Below are 17,092 nucleotides of genomic sequence, written 5' to 3'. Positions count from 1 at the left end.
ACTGCTGCCTTCTCATCGGTCAGGACCGCAGCGTTGAGGTCAACTTCGACCTTACGGATGGCATCCTTCAGTTGGCCGGAACGGTCGGTGAGCGCCGCCAGGTGCTCATCCAGGCGAGGGCGCGCGCCGCCAACGTGCTCAAGCTCGCCTTCCAGGCTCGATAGCTCGGCCATCAGCGATTGGGCGAAGCCATCCATGCGGGCGTCTTCCTCTTTCAGGAACGGCCATTGCCACACGCCGGTTGACGAACGCGGCAGCGCATTGATGGACTCAAGGCGAGAACGCTGCTCCTGGGCCTCAGTCTGGAAGTCGGACGCGCCTTTGACGTACCTCTGCGCCGATGCAATCTGGTCCAGGACCTGGCGGCGCTCTGTCCGCAGATTTGAACGGCGTGCCTGGAGCTTCGCCATTTCATTCTCGGCCATGAGTGCTACCTGCCCGGGCCGCCAACTAAGGACTTCACGAAGGGACGCGACCAGGTCGCTCTCGGCTCCGTCCGTGCTCGGCCCGGCACGGCCTGGCGTGTTGCTGAAGGGGATACCCACAGCCCGCGCCTCCGCCAGTAGGCCCAAGCCGCGCGTGTCCAGCGCATCCTCAGTCTCCTGTGCCAGCTTCAGTTCTCTCTGAGCAATCTTTAGCTCGCGCTGCGTCGCACGTCGGTTCGCCTCAGTCTCCATGTCGCCGACGTTGGAGATGCCGAAGAGGACAGCAAAGGTGTCACGGATGGTCTGGGGAAGGTGTTCCTCTGCCTGTCGGTAGAACAGTAGCTCCTTGCTGGCCACCAAGCCTTGCTTCTGGAAGAGATAGAACGCCGTGTGCTTGACGTTCACCGAGTAGCCTGTGCGACTGCTGCGTTCAGGAACAGGTGTCTTCGTCTCCGGGATGCCCAGCAAAGATGAAAGCAGTTCGTGGACAAGCTCATCGCCACCGTTGTGCTTTAGGGCGTTGAAATCCGGCGTCTGGATCTGCCTGCCACGCATGACCATTGCAAGCGAGCACTGAACCTGACCCGGCTTGGGGTTGGGCTTGGCGACGAACACCTGCTCGTGTGGAAACTGGAAGGTGACCGCGAACCAGGACACCTTTTCGCGGATGAAGCCCTCCGCAATCTTGCATACGTCCTCGCCCATGCAGTACTCGACGATGTCCGAGAGGGACGACTTACCCGTCGAGGCAAGGCCGGTGATGATGTTCAGCCCATCGGGATTGAGGGTGAGGTCGCGCCTACGACCGTCGTGGCTGTAGATATGAATCGAAGCAATTTTCATGGGCGGATGGACAAACTGGCGTAGACCGTCACGCGGTCGTTAATCTGGGCGAAATCGCGACCGAGGACGATTGCGGCGGCGCGGCACCTCTCGGCGTCGTTGGTGTTCAACGGCTGAGGTGACACCCGTCTGGGAGTGAGGCTGATGCAGCCGTCATCACCTACCTTGATGCAGTCCTTGCTTGCGAGCAGTGCGAAGGCCTCTGTGGCGTACTGGACCAGCGACCGTGCCCGCTCAGCGAAGTTGACCAGCAAGTCCGGGCGAAGCGCGAACACACGCAGGACGGATAGCCTCTTGTTCTCCAGAATCTCCTCTCGCGAGGCCTGGTGCAGGCACATCGGCAGAACAAGCAGGGTCAAGGAGTAGGGCATGGGCTTCCTCGCAACGCGTTCGTACTCGCGGATGGCGGCAACCAAGACTACCGCACAGAAAGCCGGGTTGAAGAGGTTACGCTCCTCAAAAGGGCGAGATGACCAGCCCCTCATGCAGGCACCTTGGACGTGGCAGCCTTCAGGCGCTCAAGGAACTGGGGATGCCAGTGCACACGAGGCAGCGGTTTCTCGTCTGCTAGGATGTGAAAGCTGCCGCGGCGAACGAAGTCCTCCGTGACGTCTTTGCGGATTTGTAAGCCCTTGGACTGGTTCTCGGCCCAGTCATATAGCTGGCGACCTGCAGCCTGGAACTCGGCCTCGTTCTGAGGCGCCTTCACCATCGCCCAACCTCTGGCGCGCTTCCATTCTTCGATCAGGCGCAGCTCGAACTTCCGAATCTCGCCGCCTACAAGGGCGTTAACTCGGGTCCAGTGTGCGCGTTGGGAGAACGCGCGGTAGAAGTCCAAGATGGCCATCTCTAGGCTGTCGCTGGACATGCCAATCGCTCGCAGCTGCTCGACGAACTGACGCGTGTCTTTCATTGCGTCGATTTCTTGGTCTGGGTACGCGTCGTCGAAGGTGATTGGCAGACGCTCGTCGTAGTACTCGCTGTTGACCTGCGCGAACTTCGCCCAGACCTCGGCGCCGGTGATGGGCTTGCGCTCGCCCTGAATCAGCTCGATGGCTTCCCTGAGCCACCAACCTTCCATGCGTTCGCGGACATCGACGCGGAATTTCGCCGCCACCGACCGCAGCAGAGGGGCAAAGGCGGCGTCGAGCTCTATGATCCGCAGCGAACTGTCGGCAATCACTATGCGGGCGAGGAAGTCGTCCTGTTGGGCAGAGGTCAACGAGCTGAACGTAGTATCAATCTGCGCACTCAGCGCCGCCCTCGAGCCCTTGAGCTCAGCGACAAGCTGCTTTGCAAAATCCGCTGGCTTGGCATCGGCGCCGGCTAGGAAATACCGAAGCAGTGAGTTTGGACCTACGCGCGCCGTCGTTGCCATGCAATATGAGTGGTCGCAGGCGAGGTTGCCGTCGCGGATGTACCGGTCGAGCCAGATACGGACGGACTTCCAAAAATCGGTCGACAGCGTGCCGACGGTCTCGCCGACCTGCTTGTGCTTCAGCGAAATCAGCGTCTTTTTGCCCTCAACGTCTCTCAGTTCGACGTCGTCGTCGGCCTCGATTAGCAGTGCTTGGCTCTCGTCCTGCTTCATTAGGTGCGCGAGCGCGAAGCGAATCTGATAGACGTAGCCGAGTCCCTGCTCGCCGGCAGCGTACTTGTCTGTTTGCGTTGCCACTTGTCCTCCCTTGCTTGACCTCAACCAGTCACGGGCACCTGATGTCCAAGTCGTAGGTCTTCAGGTCCTGCCGACGCTGGCGCCATAGTCATTGACGCACGTATAACTCAGTGAAATATACAGAGAGTGGAGCCAGGCGTACGCCGAGGCGACGCGCGAGCACGATCGCCGTGTTTTTACAGTGCGTTGAATTGGATGTCTAGGAGGAAGCGGGCGCGCTATGCTGGATCTGCCATTTCCGGCGGCGCCAGCCGCGCTCGGGAGCGGACCAAGGGCATTTGACAGATGCCTGCCGGCGCGACAGCCTGCCCCGTAGCGGACATTGAGGAACTGCCGCTTCCAGCCTTAAACAGTCTTTACCAGACAACGCTATGGGCACCGCGAATCCCTCGATTGAGCCCCTATCAGCAGTCGATACTGGTTATCGACGGACCTTATGATCAACAACTGGTGCCGTCCGCACCGACTGCGTCACGTCTGGCGAAGCCCTCGCATGCCCCATCGCCACGCCTGAACCACGCAGAAACGACATGATCGCCGCGGCCAGTTTCACGTCTTTGATATCGGGCGACTGGGCCAGGGCCTTGCCAATGTGGGCCCACGCGCCCAGCATCGCGGCCCGGGTGTTCCTTGATCGCGGGCTGTGTTTGTCTTCCGGTCGGTCTTTCCTCAAGCGTCCTTCTTCTTTTGCCTTCAGCCGCCATAGCTCTTGCGCATTCCAGGTTCGAAGCCGCGTGGCCTGCCGGGTGGCTTCGGCTTCGACGCCGTAGCCGCGCAGCTGCTCGGCAAAGGTTTCCCGCCAGCGATGCAGGTCCGCCTTGCGCGGATTGAGGCGCCTGCCCGACATCGACTCGGCGCGCACACTCAGGTGCACATGCGGGTTGGCCTGGTGGTCGTGCAGCACCATCACGTACTTGTGGTCGGCCAGCTCGGTCTGTGCGAACGCTCTGGTCGCCTTCTGCACGGTCAGCGGGTCGGTTCCCCGTGGCATGGACAGCATGATGTTGAAGGCCTCACGCCGGAAACCTTCGTCACCAATCAGGCTGCCCCCGTAGCGCCATTCGTCGGCCAGCTCGTGCACCGAGCTCTTGCCCTGCAGGATGTCGCCCTGGTCGGTCTCCATGTCGAGCCGGCCGTTCTTGCTGATGTAGCGGAAGTGGGCGGCAATGGCCAGCATGCCCCGCCCTCCCCCGGTGACCTTGACCATGACCTGGGGCGCCCGCTTCACCACTGTGGCTTCGATGCGCCTGCGGATGGCGTCGGCCCGCTGATGCGTACTGGCATCGCCCAGCCTGGGCAGTGGCCTGGCCTTGACGATGCGGTTGCCCGAATAGAACAAGCGGTCGCCCCACTGGACGAGCACCCCATCGACGTTCGGATTCGGGTTCATGGCGTTCTCCTGGAAGTCACCGGAGAGGCCGGCGTGAGGTCCCCGCAGATGACCTGCGTCGGCTCAGATCAGCCATCAGGGCTGCGGCCTGGCTGAGATGGCGTCGGATGTCCCCGTCGAGCGTCCTGAGCGTGTCGCGGTACACCAGCGCCTGTGGCACGTTGCCCAGGGTGAGGAAGCGCGTGAGCGCGTGGATGTTGCGGCTCAGGCCCGAGAGCTGGGCGTTGGAAGTTGCCAGTACGGCGATGTGTTCGGACCGCCTGCCCGCCATCGTCAGCACTGGCGCTCCGGCCACCAGACCGGCCACGTAGTCGCCGGTGCTCAATTCCGCCCGCCTGGCGGCCACCCGCAGGGCCTGAACGTCCTCGCTATCCATGCGCAGGCACAGCCGCACTCGCTCGCCAGCCCTCCTGGTCAGCAGCGGGTTCCCGTCCCCGGTCTTGGGCACAGCAGGCGTGCCCAGCGCCTGCTCCAAGGCCTTTCGCACGATCTCCGAGGGCGACGTCCCCGTGGCCTGCGCACTCGCCATGAGGGTTGCCTTCAGGCCCTGCAGATCGATGCTGATGCGCTCGCGCAGCTTGCTGTTCATGGCGGTCTCCGGACGGTGAAACACCCCTGGGTGAATGTGTCTGACACCGGCGCCACCGCGCCTATCTCTGCACTCACCCATGGACCCAGTGTTGACCCGTTTCGATGCTCTTGCGTTGCTGGATTTGCCTCCGAATCCAGCAGGCTGGAAGGCCTCCAGCGGGTGGAACATGGACGCACAGACACCGCCGCTGCACAACAACCGCGCAAACAGAACGACAAACCATCTACACGTGAGCCGCCACCGCATCAAAGGAACAGCGAGCGAACGCCAGCTGAACAACTCTTGAGTAGAAACTGCACGATGAAACTGGTTCCAGCCGATCCACCGGGCAGAAGCTCACGCAAGGCCAGGCACTTTGCACAGGACATACGTGAACTTCGCGACCAGGGCTACACCTTCGAGGCGATCCGAATGGCCCTCGCAGCGGTCGGCGTGCACGTGAGCAACGCGACCGTGCAGCGCGAGGTGGCCAGGGCTGTCAAAGGACTTGGCGCAGCCAGCGATGGACGCCCGACCACCGGTCCGGCACCAACACCCGCGGCCTCGTGTATGCGCACCGAAGCAGACCCGCGCAGCGGCCGGGAGATCGCCGAAGCCTTCACCGCCACCCAGAACACCAATCCCCTCTTCCGTTCAAGGAGCCCCGAATGAAGATCGCCGTCATCAACTTCTCGGGCAACGTGGGCAAGTCCACCATTGCCCGGCACCTGCTGTTGCCCCGGATTCCAGGGGCCGACCTCATCCCCATCGAAAGCCTGAACGCCGACGAAGGTCAGGGTCAGGCACTGCGAGGTCGCCAGTTCGGCGAGCTGCAGGAGTACGTGCAGACCGTGGACAACGTGGTGGTGGACATCGGGGCCAGCAACGTGGAGGAGCTGATGGCCCAGATGCAGCGCTACCGCGGCAGCCACGAAGACTTCGATGGGTTTGTGGTGCCCACGGTGCCGGCGCTCAAACAGCAGCAGGACACCATCGCCACGCTGATCGAACTCAGCCGGATCGGTGTTCCGTCGACCCGCCTGAAGCTGGTGTTCAACATGGTCGAGGCCGGCGTCAAGGTAGACCAGGCCTTTGATCCCCTGCTGGCATTCCTCAAGCAGCAGCCGATCACGAAGGTGAACCTCAACTGCAGGCTGGGGGAGAACGAGATCTATGGCCGCATCAAGGGCACGAAGACGGATCTGGCCTCGCTGGCCAGCGACCCGACGGACTACAAGGCCCTGATCGTTCAGGCCAAGGGCGTGAACGAGAAACTGGCGCTTGCTCAGAAACTGGCCACGCGGCGCCTGGCCTGTGGCGTGGTGCCCGAGCTTGATGCCTGCTTCGCAGAGCTGGAGCTGAAATCATGAACCGCATGAGCACGGCCAAGGAGGCGCTGATTGCCGAGGCGCTGGGTGACCTGGATCTGCTACTCAAGCGATTGGAGGCGGTGGTGCCTTTGGTGGATGCGACACGCAAATCGTTGATCAAGTCCACCGAGATGGTGTCCCACGAGATTGCGAGCTTCGCTCCGCACATGAAGCAGTTCACCGACTACGCCAAGGTCCAGACGGCCAAACAGATCGACCGCAGCGTGACGGATGTGACCCAGCGCGCGAAAGAAATGCAAGTTCAGGCGATGCGGGAAGCGGCACTGGACATGTTCAAGAAGGAATTCCATCCAACGGTGAATCAAGTGATCGCTCGGCTGCAGCACCTCGCGCGGCTGGCCCAACCCCGCCCCAACCCCTGGATGCCGTGGGTGACGCACGGCGCGGCGTTCGTGACCGGCGCTGCGCTGACCTGGCTGGTCGTGGTAATGATCTGGGTCCGATGAGCCAGCTGCGGCTTACACGGTGAGTTTCTTTATCTAGTTAGTTGTTGACAAGTAACTAATATTTAAAACAAACTGCATGGATGCTCCCTGAACAACCTTCAACGCTGGAACAAGCTGTGCTCGCACTCGCTGAACGACAGCCCCTGCTGCGCGCGCGCGATCTGACGGCGGAGTCGCTTCCGACTGCCATGCTCAGCCGGCTCGTCGCTGCAGGCAAGCTGGAGCGTGTGGCCCGCGGCATCTACAGCCTGCCCGGACAAGCGCTCAGTGAACACCGCTCCCTCGCCGAAGTGTCCCTGCGCATGCCGCGTGGTGTTGTGTGCCTCCTCTCGGCGCTGCGGGTCCATGGCATCGGCACCCAGGCACCGTTCGAGGTCTGGCTGGCCATCCCGCCTCACACCCCCACACCGCGAACGGACCAGCCAGTGCTGCGCGTGGTGCGCATGTCGGGACGGGCCCTCACGGAAGGCATCGAGCACTTCGAGATTGACGGCGTTCAGGTTCCGGTGTTCAACGCGGCCAAGACCGTGGCCGACTGCTTCAAGTTCCGCAACAAGATTGGTCTGGACGTGGCGCTGGAGGCCCTGCGCGATGGCTGGGCCCAGCGAAAGCTCACGATGGATGCTCTCTGGCACTACGCCGCGGTCAACCGCGTCTCCAATGTGATGCGGCCCTACCTGGAAAGCACCACGGCATGAGCAGGAACCTCGCCGCGTCGATCCGTGCCCGCCTGAAGCAACGGGCCGATGCAACCAAACAGGACTTCAACCTGACGCTCACCCACTACGGATTGGAGCGGCTCCTGTACCGCCTGTCCATCTCATCCCATGTCGGCAACTACCTACTCAAAGGGGCGCTGCTGTTTTCGCTCTGGTACGACCAGCCGCACCGACCGACACGCGATGTGGATCTGCTGGGATTTGGTCCGGACGACATCGGCACCGCCGTGGCGGCTTTCCGCGATATCTGCTCGATAGCAGTGGAAGACGGCATCGTGTTCGACCCCGCATCGGTCAAGGGCTCTGTGATCCGCAAGGACGCCGGCTATGGCGGTGTGCGGATCGACCTGCAGGCGAAGCTGGATGGGGCGCGCATCGTGCTGCAGGTGGACATCGGTTTCGGCGATGCGGTCACACCGGCCCCGGAATCGGTGCGCTACCCGGTGCTGCTCGACGACCTGCCCGTACCCCTGCTGCGCTCGTACCCGAAGTACACCGTGGTGGCCGAGAAGTTCCATGCGGTGTGCCTGCTGGGCATGGCCAACACCCGCATGAAGGACTATTTCGACCTCCGGGTGCTGCTCAGCGAAGGTGGCCTGGACACGGCAGAACTGCGCCGAGCCGTCGAGGCCACGTTCTCACGCCGGCAACTGACCGTGCCCGACACCATCCCCACCGGGTTGAGTGATGCGTTCGCGCAGGACGGGGTGAAACAGGCTCAGTGGGCGGCCTTCCTGAAAAAGAACCGGCTGCAGCCAATGGACTTGATCGAGGTGGTCGGGCTGCTGCGCAACGTGTTTCAGACGCTGCAAAGGCCAGCCTGAACGCGTGGTGGTATTTTTGGTGGTATCTGGAAAAACCGACCGAGGAAAAACCGAGGTTTCATGCGGCCTACAGACCATGATGTGAACGACGCCCTCCCAGAACACGCCCCAAGTGACTTGATCACTTGGGGCTTTTTCGTTTGGGCCTTGAACCACTCGCGCTTCAGGCCACAACAGAACCAGGATGCCGAGCTCTGGGCCGACAGTTGGCTCCTGCTACTTCTTTGGAGGGTGCGGATGGCGATTGAGGGGCTGTGACTTCATCGACTTGGCGTAAGATAAAGTTCGTAATAATTTGAAACCTCGCCATGTATGAGCATGGAGAATTTCATTCTTTGCCTGGTCAACGGGTTCCCTGCAACAGCTCTGATTCTTGGAGATTGCCATGTCTGTTCTGTCCAGCTTTGTGACGACCGCTGTTTTGCTGACAGCCAGCAGTTCCTTGATGGCGCAGTCTGACGCTGCCTACAAGTTGCGGCATGGCGACGCATTGATGGTCTCCGTCTGGAAGGACGAGGCTTTGCGGATGGGCGTGCGCGTGCTGCCCGACGGCAGCATCACTTTTCCGTTGGCGGGGCGCGTTTCGGTGGTGGGCCTGAGCACCCCGGAAGTCGAGGCCAAGGTGGCCGAGAAACTCAAAAAGTACATTCCTGAGCCCGTTGTGACCGTGGCGATTACAGCCACGGACGGCAATCAGGTGTTTGTGCTCGGCAAAGTGGTGCGCCCCGGAGCGGTGACCCTGATGTCATCAGAGACCACCGCGCTGCAAATGCTCAGTCAGGTCGGTGGGCTGGATCGGTTTGCCGACGGCAACTCGATCCGGGTATTGCGCAGTTCTCCGCAGGGCAACCGGGTGCTGCCGGTTCGCTACGACGATCTGGTCAAAGGGAACCAGCTCGACACCAACGTGGTTCTGATGCCCGGCGACACCATTCTGGTTCCATGATCATGAACGCAAGACTCACCACCCCGTTGGCGTTCGTCCTCCAGGCCATCGCCTGGTCTCCTGCCTTGGCGCAAAATTCGCTGACCGTCCCCTTGGAGGCCGTTCGGATCAGCAACCCGGACCTGGCTCCAGAGAGCCGTGGCAGTGTCACTTTGTTCAGACTGCACCCGCAGTACACGCTGCGGACCACCCAAGGGGCCTCAAGCACCGAGCTGTCGCTCGGTGCGCTGGTAGAAAGATCTGGCAACACCGATCTGAGCGCCAATCGCAGCTTGCCCAGCGTCCGCGTGCTCTGGGAGAACGAAAGCCCTGTGGCGGTCTTTGGACTCCGGGCCTCCCTGGAGGAAGCGTCCACCCGCGAAACCGAATTTGCAGATTTTGGCCGGGTGACGCTGGACAGCAAGGAACGTACGGGGGCCGTTGGTGGCACCTGGACCTACAACCTGACGGCTGGAACTGCCCTGGAGGTGGATCTCTCGCATGCCCGCGTCACCTACGACACGCCGCTGCTGGTGAATCACCGGGAGACCAGTGGGTCGATCGCCTATCGCATTTCTGCGAGCTCCAACGCACGGTACTCGCTGACGGCAGGTGCTTCTCGCCTGACCCCCGACGGAGATCGTGTGCGGGAGTCCCGCAGCGAGCTTGGCTTCGGGTACGAAAGAGACCTCAGCGAAGGCCTTGTTCTGAACGCAGCGGCAGGAGCGGTACGCACCAACACCGTGAGAGGCAAGACGGCACCTGTCGGCGCTCTGCGCCTGACCTACACGGGGGAGCGCATCGGCTATGCCGTGGCATGGTCCCGCGAGGTCAGCGCAGACGGGGTGGTGGCGGGATACACGCGCTCACAGGTATTCGACGCCTCTGCCACCTATCCTCTCACCATCAATACATCCTTCTCCCTGGGTCTCAGCCATGCCCAGTCTCTGGACGGAGACCGCGACACTGGGTCCATGGTGTACGCACGGATCCAGTCCGAGATCACCAGGTTCTGGGCCGTTTCCATGAGCCTGGAGCAGCGACGCGCCAGACCCTCTGGCGGCCCCACAGCCAAAGGCCACTCGGTGGCCATTGGGCTGGTGTATTCGCACCCCGACTTCTAACTTCACGATCCCTCATGCCGGCCGACTACCAACTGAGCCTGAACGACTACTTGTCCATCATCCGACGCCGTGCTTGGGTGATTGTCCTGACCTTTGTTGTCGTGATCGGCGCCTCGGTGGTGGTGGCGCTGATGCTGCCGCGCGCCTACCAGGCCAGCGGCACTCTGCTGGTGGAGGGGCCACAGATTGCAGGAGATGTGGTGCAGCCGCCCTCGGGCGGCAACGCTGAACAACGGGTTCAGGCTCTGCGCCAGCGGATCATGACCCGCGAGAGCCTGCTACGCATTGCAGCCGAACATCGTGTTTTTGAGCCGCCTCCAGGCGTCGTGCTAAAGGATACCGACATAGCCACCGCGATGCGCGCGAGCATTGGTGTCAATGTGCAGGTTGGAAACATGCCGGCGTGGGAACGGCCCACCAACAACCTGGCATTCAACGTGTCTTTCCAGCACAGTGAGCCGGAGAAAGCGCTGGAAGTCACCAACGCACTGGTTCAGTTGTTTCTTGAAAGCAGCGTGAGAGAACGGGTCGAGCAGGCTTCAAGAGCCAACGAATTTCTGAGTCAGGAAGCCGATCGCGTCAAGACGCAGCTGGAAAACCTGGAGCAGCGCATCGCTGCCTACAAGCGTTCGCAAGGCGGCGCCTCGGAAGACGGTCAGGTGGTTGCACTGACCAACATTCAGGCGCTCGAAAGTGATTTGCGAGCCGCGGAGCGCGAGCACCGCATGGCGCTGGACGAGTTGCAAACGCTGGAAGTGGAGCTGGCGGGGGCGCGAGCAGGTGTGCTGGCGCCCGGCACAGTCACTCCATCGGGCCCATCTGCCGTAGAACAGGATCTGGAACGCGCCCGAGCAGAGCTGGCCCGCCTGCGGGGCGCTTACACCGATGACCACCCGGATGTGAGGGCGCAGCGGCAGAAGATTGATCTTCTGGAGCGCGCCGTGCGCTCGGAAGTCACCGCCAGCAGCCCGACCCGCGACGCCATCGCTGCACAGGGCAAGCTGGCCGTGTCCCGTCTTGAAGCGCAGAGCCGCACCGCCCGGGCGCGTGCAGACCTGCTGGCAGAGCAACAACGAAGCCTTCGCAGCGCCATTGCCCAGCAAAGAGCGCAGGTGTCACGTGCCCCTCAGGTGGAACGGGACCTGGCTGCCCTCCAAAGAGATTACGAGGCCACCCGGGCCAAGTACGAAGACCTTCGGTCCAAGCAACTTTCCGCTCAGATCGTTCAAAACCTGGAAGGCGGACAGCAAGGCGAGCGCTTCACCCTGCTCGAGCCTCCCTTGCTGCCCGAATACCCGATCAAGCCAGATCGCCGGAAGATCGTCGCATTGGGCTTTTTCCTTGCGCTGGCCGCTGCAGCGGCCGTTGTTGTCGTGCTGGAGTTGATCTTCGCGCGTGTGCGCGGCGTCAACTCGCTCACAGCCCTGACGGGTCAACGCCCCATGGTAGTGGTGCCGTACATCACGACGGCCAATGAAATCCAGTCCACTCAACTGTTGCGAAAGCGGCTTGTAAAGCTCGCCGCAGTCCTCGCCTTGGTTGGAGTTGCAGTGGTCCATTTCCTGGTGATCCCCCTTCAGACCCTATTGATCTCCTTGTTCTCCCATCTGGGTTGAAGGAAAGCTGTCACATGGAACGTATCAAGCTAGCAATCGAGAAGGCGAAGGCCTCCAGGCCGGATCTGTTGTTGCCGGACAGCCGTTCGTCGCACCACGGCGACGCAGGAATGTCCGCCGAGCTCGACTCGCCCGAAAGGGAAGAAGACACGCCCGACGATCTGGGCGCCGTGCAGTATGCGCAGACAGCCGTGGTGTCCTTGGATCCCGCACATCTGGAACGCCATCGAGTCGTCGCACATCAGAAGGCCCACCCCGCAAGCTGGGCGTTCGACGTGTTGCGGACGCAGGTGCTCCAGAAAATGGATGAGTCCGGCTGGCGGACACTGGCGATCACGTCTCCCAGCGTCGAGTCCGGCAAGACGGTGGTTGCCATCAACCTGGCCATCAGCATTGCCCAGCAGACCAACCGCACGGCTCTGCTGGTGGACTTCGACTTGCGCCGTCCCAGCGTTGCCCGCTCCCTGGGACTGAACCGCCCGAAGTCACTCAACGATTTTCTGGACGGGCACGCAAACCTCGCAGAGGCGCTGGTCAACCCCGGTCTTGAGCGTTTTGTTGTGCTGCCGACCAACCAACCGGTCAGTGGTGCGTCGGAGTTGCTCTCATCTGCAAAGGTGGGCAAGTTGATCAAGGATCTGCGCGAGCGCTACAGCGACCGGATCGTGATCTTCGATCTGCCACCGGTTCTGGCGGCAGATGACGTCATGAGCGTGCTTCCTCGTGTTGACTGCGTTCTGATGGTGGTTGGCAGTGGTGTATCCACACAGACGGAAGTCGAGGAAGCCATGAGCCGGCTTTCGAAAGCCAACCTGATGGGTGTCGTTCTGAACAAGGACGAGTCGCCCACCCAGAACGCCTACTACTGATTTCTCACCCCAGAGAGGCAGCGCCTTGGCCACACGCAGCCGATGCGCCACTTGTTTCTTGTGGCCGTCCACCGTGATGGCCGCCTTCGGGCTGTATCACCGCCCCAATCCCGTGAGCACACGACCTCCCTGCTATGGCTGAACATCTGCGTGCGCTGATCGTGTTGATGGCACTCAGCCTGGTGTTCTTCCAGGTGGCCCGAGGCACGGTTTTTCAACTGATTCCAGAGGCGACGTTCAGACGCTGGCGCAATCTCTGGGTGGCAGCCACGCTGGCACTGTTTCTCTCAAACAGTGTGTGGGTTTGCATCCTGGTCACCGGGGCCTTGCTCCTTCTCTACCGGAGGCGCGAAGAACATGTCATGGGGCTGTACTTTGTGCTGCTGTTCGCATCTCCGCCGGTACCGGCGGAAATACCAGGACTGGGCATCATCGACCACCTCTGGGTGCTGGACCATTACAGACTGCTAGGTGTGACTCTGCTGCTGCCGGTGGCGCTCGCGCTCTTGCAACGGACCAGCACACCTCGCCTGGGCAGCTCGCCAGTGGATTGGTGGGTGCTGGGCTACCTCGCTCTCATGTCGTTGCTTGCATTTCGCCCTGGCAATGTCACCAGCGGGCTCCGGACCGTCCTGTCGCTGTGCATTGACATCTTTCTGCCGTACTACGTGGCCAGCAGGAGCATTCGCAACGAAGAGGGACTCCGGCACGCCATGACTGGATTCGTCGTTGCATCAATGATCCTGTCTCTGGTTGCTACCTTCGAAATCCTCCGAAGCTGGAAGCTGTATTCAGCCGTCCTAGGGTCACTGGGCGTGAACGAATGGATGTTCGGTGGCTATCTGATGCGATCAGGACTCTTGCGACCCAACGCGTCTGTGGGCAACTCAATCGTCCTTGGCTATGTACTGGTTGTCGCCCTGGGTTTCATCTTCTATTTGAACAAGGCGATTGCGAAGCCCTCGCAGAGACTTCTTGGCATGTCGGTGTTGGCTGGAGGCATTGTTGCCTCCATATCGCGAGGCCCCTGGGTGGGCGCGTTGCTTCTTGTTCTTGTCTACTTGGCGATGGGCCCGAGAGCCCTCAAGCGACTGGGTGGTCTCTGCCTGGGCATCCTGGCGGCATTCTTGGTTCTGAGCGCCTTGCCCAGTGGCCAGTTGCTGATCGACATGCTGCCTGTGATCGGCACGGCCGATCAGGGCAATGTCGAATACCGGGCCAACCTCCTCACCGCAGCACTGCCGGTCATTGAACGTCACTTCCTGCTGGGTTCGTTCGATTTTCTTCGCGCACCAGAGCTTCAGGTCATGATGCAAGGCGAAGGCATCATTGATGTGGTCAACTCGTATGTGGGTGTTGCGTTGTACTCCGGAATGCTTGGTTTGGTGCTCTTTCTCGGGATTTTCCTGAGCGCACTCAATCAACTTCGCCAGCACACACGAATGGCGCGTCAGATGGCCCCACGGATTGCGGTCATGGGCAGAGCGCTGTTTTCAACGGTAGTAGCCATCATGTTCATCATTTACACGGTAAGCAGCATCATTGCTATCCCGGTGGTGTACTGGTCGCTCATTGGATTGTGCGTGGCATACACCGGTGTGGTCAGAGATCAGGTTCGTGCACCGTCTGCTCCATCACCGGCCATCGGTCCAGCTCTACAACAAAGCTAAGCCTGCAAATTGGGCGGTATATTTGCGCCACTTCGCTGGAGCAAACTGCTCAAGACGTCTGCCCGGGCAAGCAAACTGCCTTCCTCTTTGTTCAAGCGAATGAGCAGATCCCACTGAACCTGATCAAAGAATAGCCTACTGCCTTCCCCACCATCCCTGCTGCCGCCCCAAAGCCAGTACACGCCCTTCGCTCCAATAATAAACCCGAGCAAACACAATGCCTGCAACCACCGCAGCAAACAGGGCTACCCAAGGCATCGGCCCATGAAACAGCCGGGTCACCACCGATTTGACCTGGTAGTGACTGAGATACATGAACATGGAAGCTCCGGCAATTTCACCAATCACCCGTTTGACAGGAGCTGGGACTGAAATTTCGGGCCAAAACAGCAACAGCGAACAGCCTGCACAGATGTAATAAGTTGCTGACGTGATTCCATGGTGCATCACCACAGCGATCGACACGATGATCATGACCATCAGGCGTGTCAGCACATCACGTGCGCCAGCACTGGCGATCAACATGCCGCACGCCACTGTCCACAAATACCAGGTCGGAGTGCGGTGGAAAATGTAGTTCGTGTCCCAGACAAGCTCTGTGAAATAGCTCAACACCATCGCAAAAGCAAGCAGCACCGTGCCGCTGACCAAAGGGCTCCTCCTGAATGCATCCCTCGCCGCCTTGAATGAAAACAACAAGGCAATCAGAAGCAGCAGTTGCATGTATATTTCGGCAAAATAGAAATATGCAACGTGATATTCGCGTGGATCAAACAGGTTCGATATCAGCAGGAGTGGCTTCAATTCTGTCTCGTGCGCCCACAGTTGAAGCGCAGCAACCACCATGACTGTTGGAACAGCAATTCGGACCACCGTGCCCAATATCGTGCTCACCTTGCCGGTTCGGCTGATTTCCGGCCACTGGAAGCGCATCACGCTGTAGCCAGCGAGCAGGAACAAGAAGTAGGCGGCGCCCCAGTTGTTGCTGTAGACGAAGGTATCCAAATGCAAAGCGACGATGCAGATCATGAAGAACGCCCGCGTGAGCGTGGCGGCCTCCAAGCGAACGAAACCGCTTTTTGGTGCAGACTGAACGCTGCTTTGCAATTGCGCGACCGTCAGCGCTTCCCATCCGCTGGGCAGTGGGCCAAACCGGTCCTCGAATCCCATTGAGAACTGGATATAGCCCAGCGAATCGCCACCCAGCGCTTCGAAACTAGCGCCTGCATCAATCTTTCGTCCTGGAAAGAATTGCTGGAAGAAACCCATGACATCCGCAGCCTTTGGCTGCTCGGCAGAGTTTCGAAGGTCTGGTTTTCTTCGAGTGTCCTTGCTCTCAGCAACGAATGCCTCTGTCAACACGCGGCGCAACGGCTTTCCAGTCGCCGTTTGCGGAATGGAGGGCATGACCTTGACGTGCAAGGCATCTCCAACCTCCAGACCGAGCATCTTCAACGCTTCGTTCGAGGCAGTCTGCAATTGAGCGGGATCCATGTCCGCCGATTCCGCCACCACCAGGACGCCCTCACCGCGCATGGCGTCGGGCACCTTGGCCACGACCAGCCGCCCGCTTTGCGGCAGCAGATTGCCGATCTTCTCCTCCAGGAGGTCCGGATTGATCTTCACGCCACCGCTGTTGATCAAATCGTCGGCTCTTCCGTCAAAGAACAGGTAGCCGCCCTTCAAATGCCCCAGATCGCCGGTGACCAGCCAGCCATCTGCGCCCGGCAGCGCCTTCAAATGGTCGCCTTCGATACGCCACTGAGCCACGTGAGGGCCGCGTATCCGGATGCGACCCTCAGGAGAAATGCCCACTTCGGTTTTTCCAACCGCATGCCCCACCGATTCGAGCAAGTCGTCCGAGACGTCCGAAATCTGCAAGAACGTGCTGCGCGAAGCTTCCGTCAATCCATAGTGCTGGATGATTCGCGCATTGGGAAAGAGATCACGAACACCCCGCTTTTCCGCGGCGGTCATGTACTGGGACCCGATCTCCATCCAGCGAAGCTTCTTTCCCGCCGCACCGATGACCTGCGGCTTCTGAAGCAGGATCCGAAGAAGGGTCGGCACCGCCGAAAGCGAATTCACTTCGCCAGCCTCCAGCATGCGCGCCAGTTCCAGAGGATCGAAGCCGCGTGAGGGAATGAAGGATTGCCCACCCACCGCACTGATGACGCGAATGCGCGCCATGCCGAAGCTGTGCGTGACGGGAACCCCGACGTACTCGCGAACCTCCACCGTCAGCTGCATCTGGTCGATGATCCTGTCGGCTGCATCTGCCAGGTTGGCATAGCTGAGAACAATGCCCTTGGGTTTGCCTTCGGTTCCCGATGTGAAGGTCACCTGGGCTGGAAGATCGTCACGGATCAATGCATGCTGCTGCCGGAACCAGCCGCCCCCTGTTTCGGGAACGATGCATTGATCGATCGCGATGCCCACCGGCTCCTTGGCCGATGCTTCATCCTGAAAACTGACCAGTGGCTGGCGCTTCTCGTTCAGCGCAAACACATGCTCTATGAAAGAGAGGGAATTTCGCCGAATCAGACCGGTTGCACGCAACGTTGATATCTGCATTCTCAGTACCTGTGGTTCATTGACACGCAA

Annotated in this window: 15 protein-coding genes and 1 pseudogene; 10 read left to right on the top strand and 6 right to left on the bottom strand. The window is 60.6% G+C overall.

What is annotated here, in order from left to right; all coding sequences use genetic code 11:
- The 5 genes and pseudogenes from HFL01S_RS22340 to HFL01S_RS22320 form a co-directional block, all read right to left on the bottom strand.
- A pseudogene (locus HFL01S_RS22340) lies at positions 1–1,268 on the bottom strand (DUF3732 domain-containing protein); the annotation flags it as partial.
- The gene (locus HFL01S_RS22335) at positions 1,265–1,753 is read right to left on the bottom strand and encodes a three component ABC system middle component (RefSeq protein WP_066262976.1); all 489 of its coding nucleotides are present in this window, start codon (positions 1,751–1,753) and stop codon (positions 1,265–1,267) included. The gene HFL01S_RS22335 and the pseudogene HFL01S_RS22340, both read right to left, overlap by 4 nt.
- Positions 1,750–2,943: an ABC-three component system protein gene (locus HFL01S_RS22330; protein WP_066262974.1), complete on the bottom strand. Its 1,194-nt coding sequence runs from the start codon at positions 2,941–2,943 to the stop codon at positions 1,750–1,752. The genes HFL01S_RS22335 and HFL01S_RS22330 overlap by 4 nt, the downstream gene beginning before the upstream one ends.
- Before the next feature lie 421 nt (positions 2,944–3,364).
- Positions 3,365–4,333: a relaxase/mobilization nuclease domain-containing protein gene (locus HFL01S_RS22325; protein ID WP_066262969.1), complete on the bottom strand. Its 969-nt coding sequence runs from the start codon at positions 4,331–4,333 to the stop codon at positions 3,365–3,367.
- Between the two features lie 16 nt (positions 4,334–4,349).
- The gene (locus HFL01S_RS22320; protein WP_066262968.1) at positions 4,350–4,922 is read right to left on the bottom strand and encodes a hypothetical protein; all 573 of its coding nucleotides are present in this window, start codon (positions 4,920–4,922) and stop codon (positions 4,350–4,352) included.
- A 303-nt stretch (positions 4,923–5,225) separates the two neighbouring features.
- Here HFL01S_RS22320 and HFL01S_RS25245 point away from each other — a divergent pair, with 303 nt between their 5' ends.
- The 10 genes from HFL01S_RS25245 to HFL01S_RS22270 all read left to right on the top strand — a co-directional run bounded on the left by HFL01S_RS25245 (position 5,226) and on the right by HFL01S_RS22270 (position 14,488).
- Positions 5,226–5,576: a MerR family transcriptional regulator gene (locus HFL01S_RS25245; protein ID WP_157539038.1), complete on the top strand. Its 351-nt coding sequence runs from the start codon at positions 5,226–5,228 to the stop codon at positions 5,574–5,576.
- Complete coding sequence (gene stbB, locus HFL01S_RS22315; RefSeq protein WP_066262966.1) at positions 5,573–6,274, top strand: StbB family protein; 702 nt, start codon at positions 5,573–5,575, stop codon at positions 6,272–6,274. The genes HFL01S_RS25245 and stbB overlap by 4 nt, the downstream gene beginning before the upstream one ends.
- A complete protein-coding gene (locus tag HFL01S_RS22310; protein ID WP_066262964.1) occupies positions 6,271–6,741 on the top strand; it encodes a hypothetical protein in 471 nt (156 codons plus the stop codon). Before stbB ends, HFL01S_RS22310 begins: the two co-directional genes overlap by 4 nt.
- An 80-nt stretch (positions 6,742–6,821) precedes the next feature.
- Entirely contained in the window at positions 6,822–7,439 is a 618-nt protein-coding gene (locus tag HFL01S_RS22305) for a type IV toxin-antitoxin system AbiEi family antitoxin domain-containing protein (protein ID WP_066262962.1), read from the top strand.
- A complete protein-coding gene (locus HFL01S_RS22300) occupies positions 7,436–8,284 on the top strand; it encodes a nucleotidyl transferase AbiEii/AbiGii toxin family protein (RefSeq protein WP_066262959.1) in 849 nt (282 codons plus the stop codon). Before HFL01S_RS22305 ends, HFL01S_RS22300 begins: the two co-directional genes overlap by 4 nt.
- Positions 8,285–8,669: 385 nt before the next feature.
- Positions 8,670–9,230, top strand: a complete 561-nt coding sequence (locus HFL01S_RS22290) for a polysaccharide biosynthesis/export family protein (protein WP_066262955.1) — start codon at positions 8,670–8,672, stop codon at positions 9,228–9,230.
- A 2-nt stretch (positions 9,231–9,232) separates the two neighbouring features.
- Positions 9,233–10,333, top strand: a complete 1,101-nt coding sequence (locus HFL01S_RS25460; protein ID WP_169802367.1) for a hypothetical protein — start codon at positions 9,233–9,235, stop codon at positions 10,331–10,333.
- Between the two features lie 14 nt (positions 10,334–10,347).
- Positions 10,348–11,949 carry a Wzz/FepE/Etk N-terminal domain-containing protein gene (locus HFL01S_RS22280; RefSeq protein ID WP_066262953.1) on the top strand — a complete coding sequence of 534 codons (1,602 nt, stop codon included), beginning with the start codon at positions 10,348–10,350 and terminating at the stop codon, positions 11,947–11,949.
- A 14-nt stretch (positions 11,950–11,963) separates the two neighbouring features.
- Positions 11,964–12,818 (top strand): CpsD/CapB family tyrosine-protein kinase, encoded by an 855-nt coding sequence (locus tag HFL01S_RS22275; RefSeq protein WP_084383567.1) that lies wholly within the window; start codon positions 11,964–11,966, stop codon positions 12,816–12,818.
- A gap of 134 nt (positions 12,819–12,952) precedes the next feature.
- The gene (locus HFL01S_RS22270) at positions 12,953–14,488 is read left to right on the top strand and encodes an O-antigen ligase family protein (RefSeq protein ID WP_066262949.1); all 1,536 of its coding nucleotides are present in this window, start codon (positions 12,953–12,955) and stop codon (positions 14,486–14,488) included.
- A 135-nt stretch (positions 14,489–14,623) separates the two neighbouring features.
- Here HFL01S_RS22270 and HFL01S_RS22265 read toward each other — a convergent pair whose 3' ends face one another.
- Positions 14,624–16,996: an AMP-binding protein gene (locus tag HFL01S_RS22265; RefSeq protein ID WP_369407759.1), complete on the bottom strand. Its 2,373-nt coding sequence runs from the start codon at positions 16,994–16,996 to the stop codon at positions 14,624–14,626.
- Positions 16,997–17,092: the final 96 nt, after the last annotated feature.

The sequence above is a fragment of the Hydrogenophaga flava NBRC 102514 genome (genome assembly GCF_001571145.1).
GTDB lineage: Bacteria > Pseudomonadota > Gammaproteobacteria > Burkholderiales > Burkholderiaceae_C > Hydrogenophaga > Hydrogenophaga flava.
This window is presented reverse-complemented; position numbering and strand designations above follow the sequence as displayed.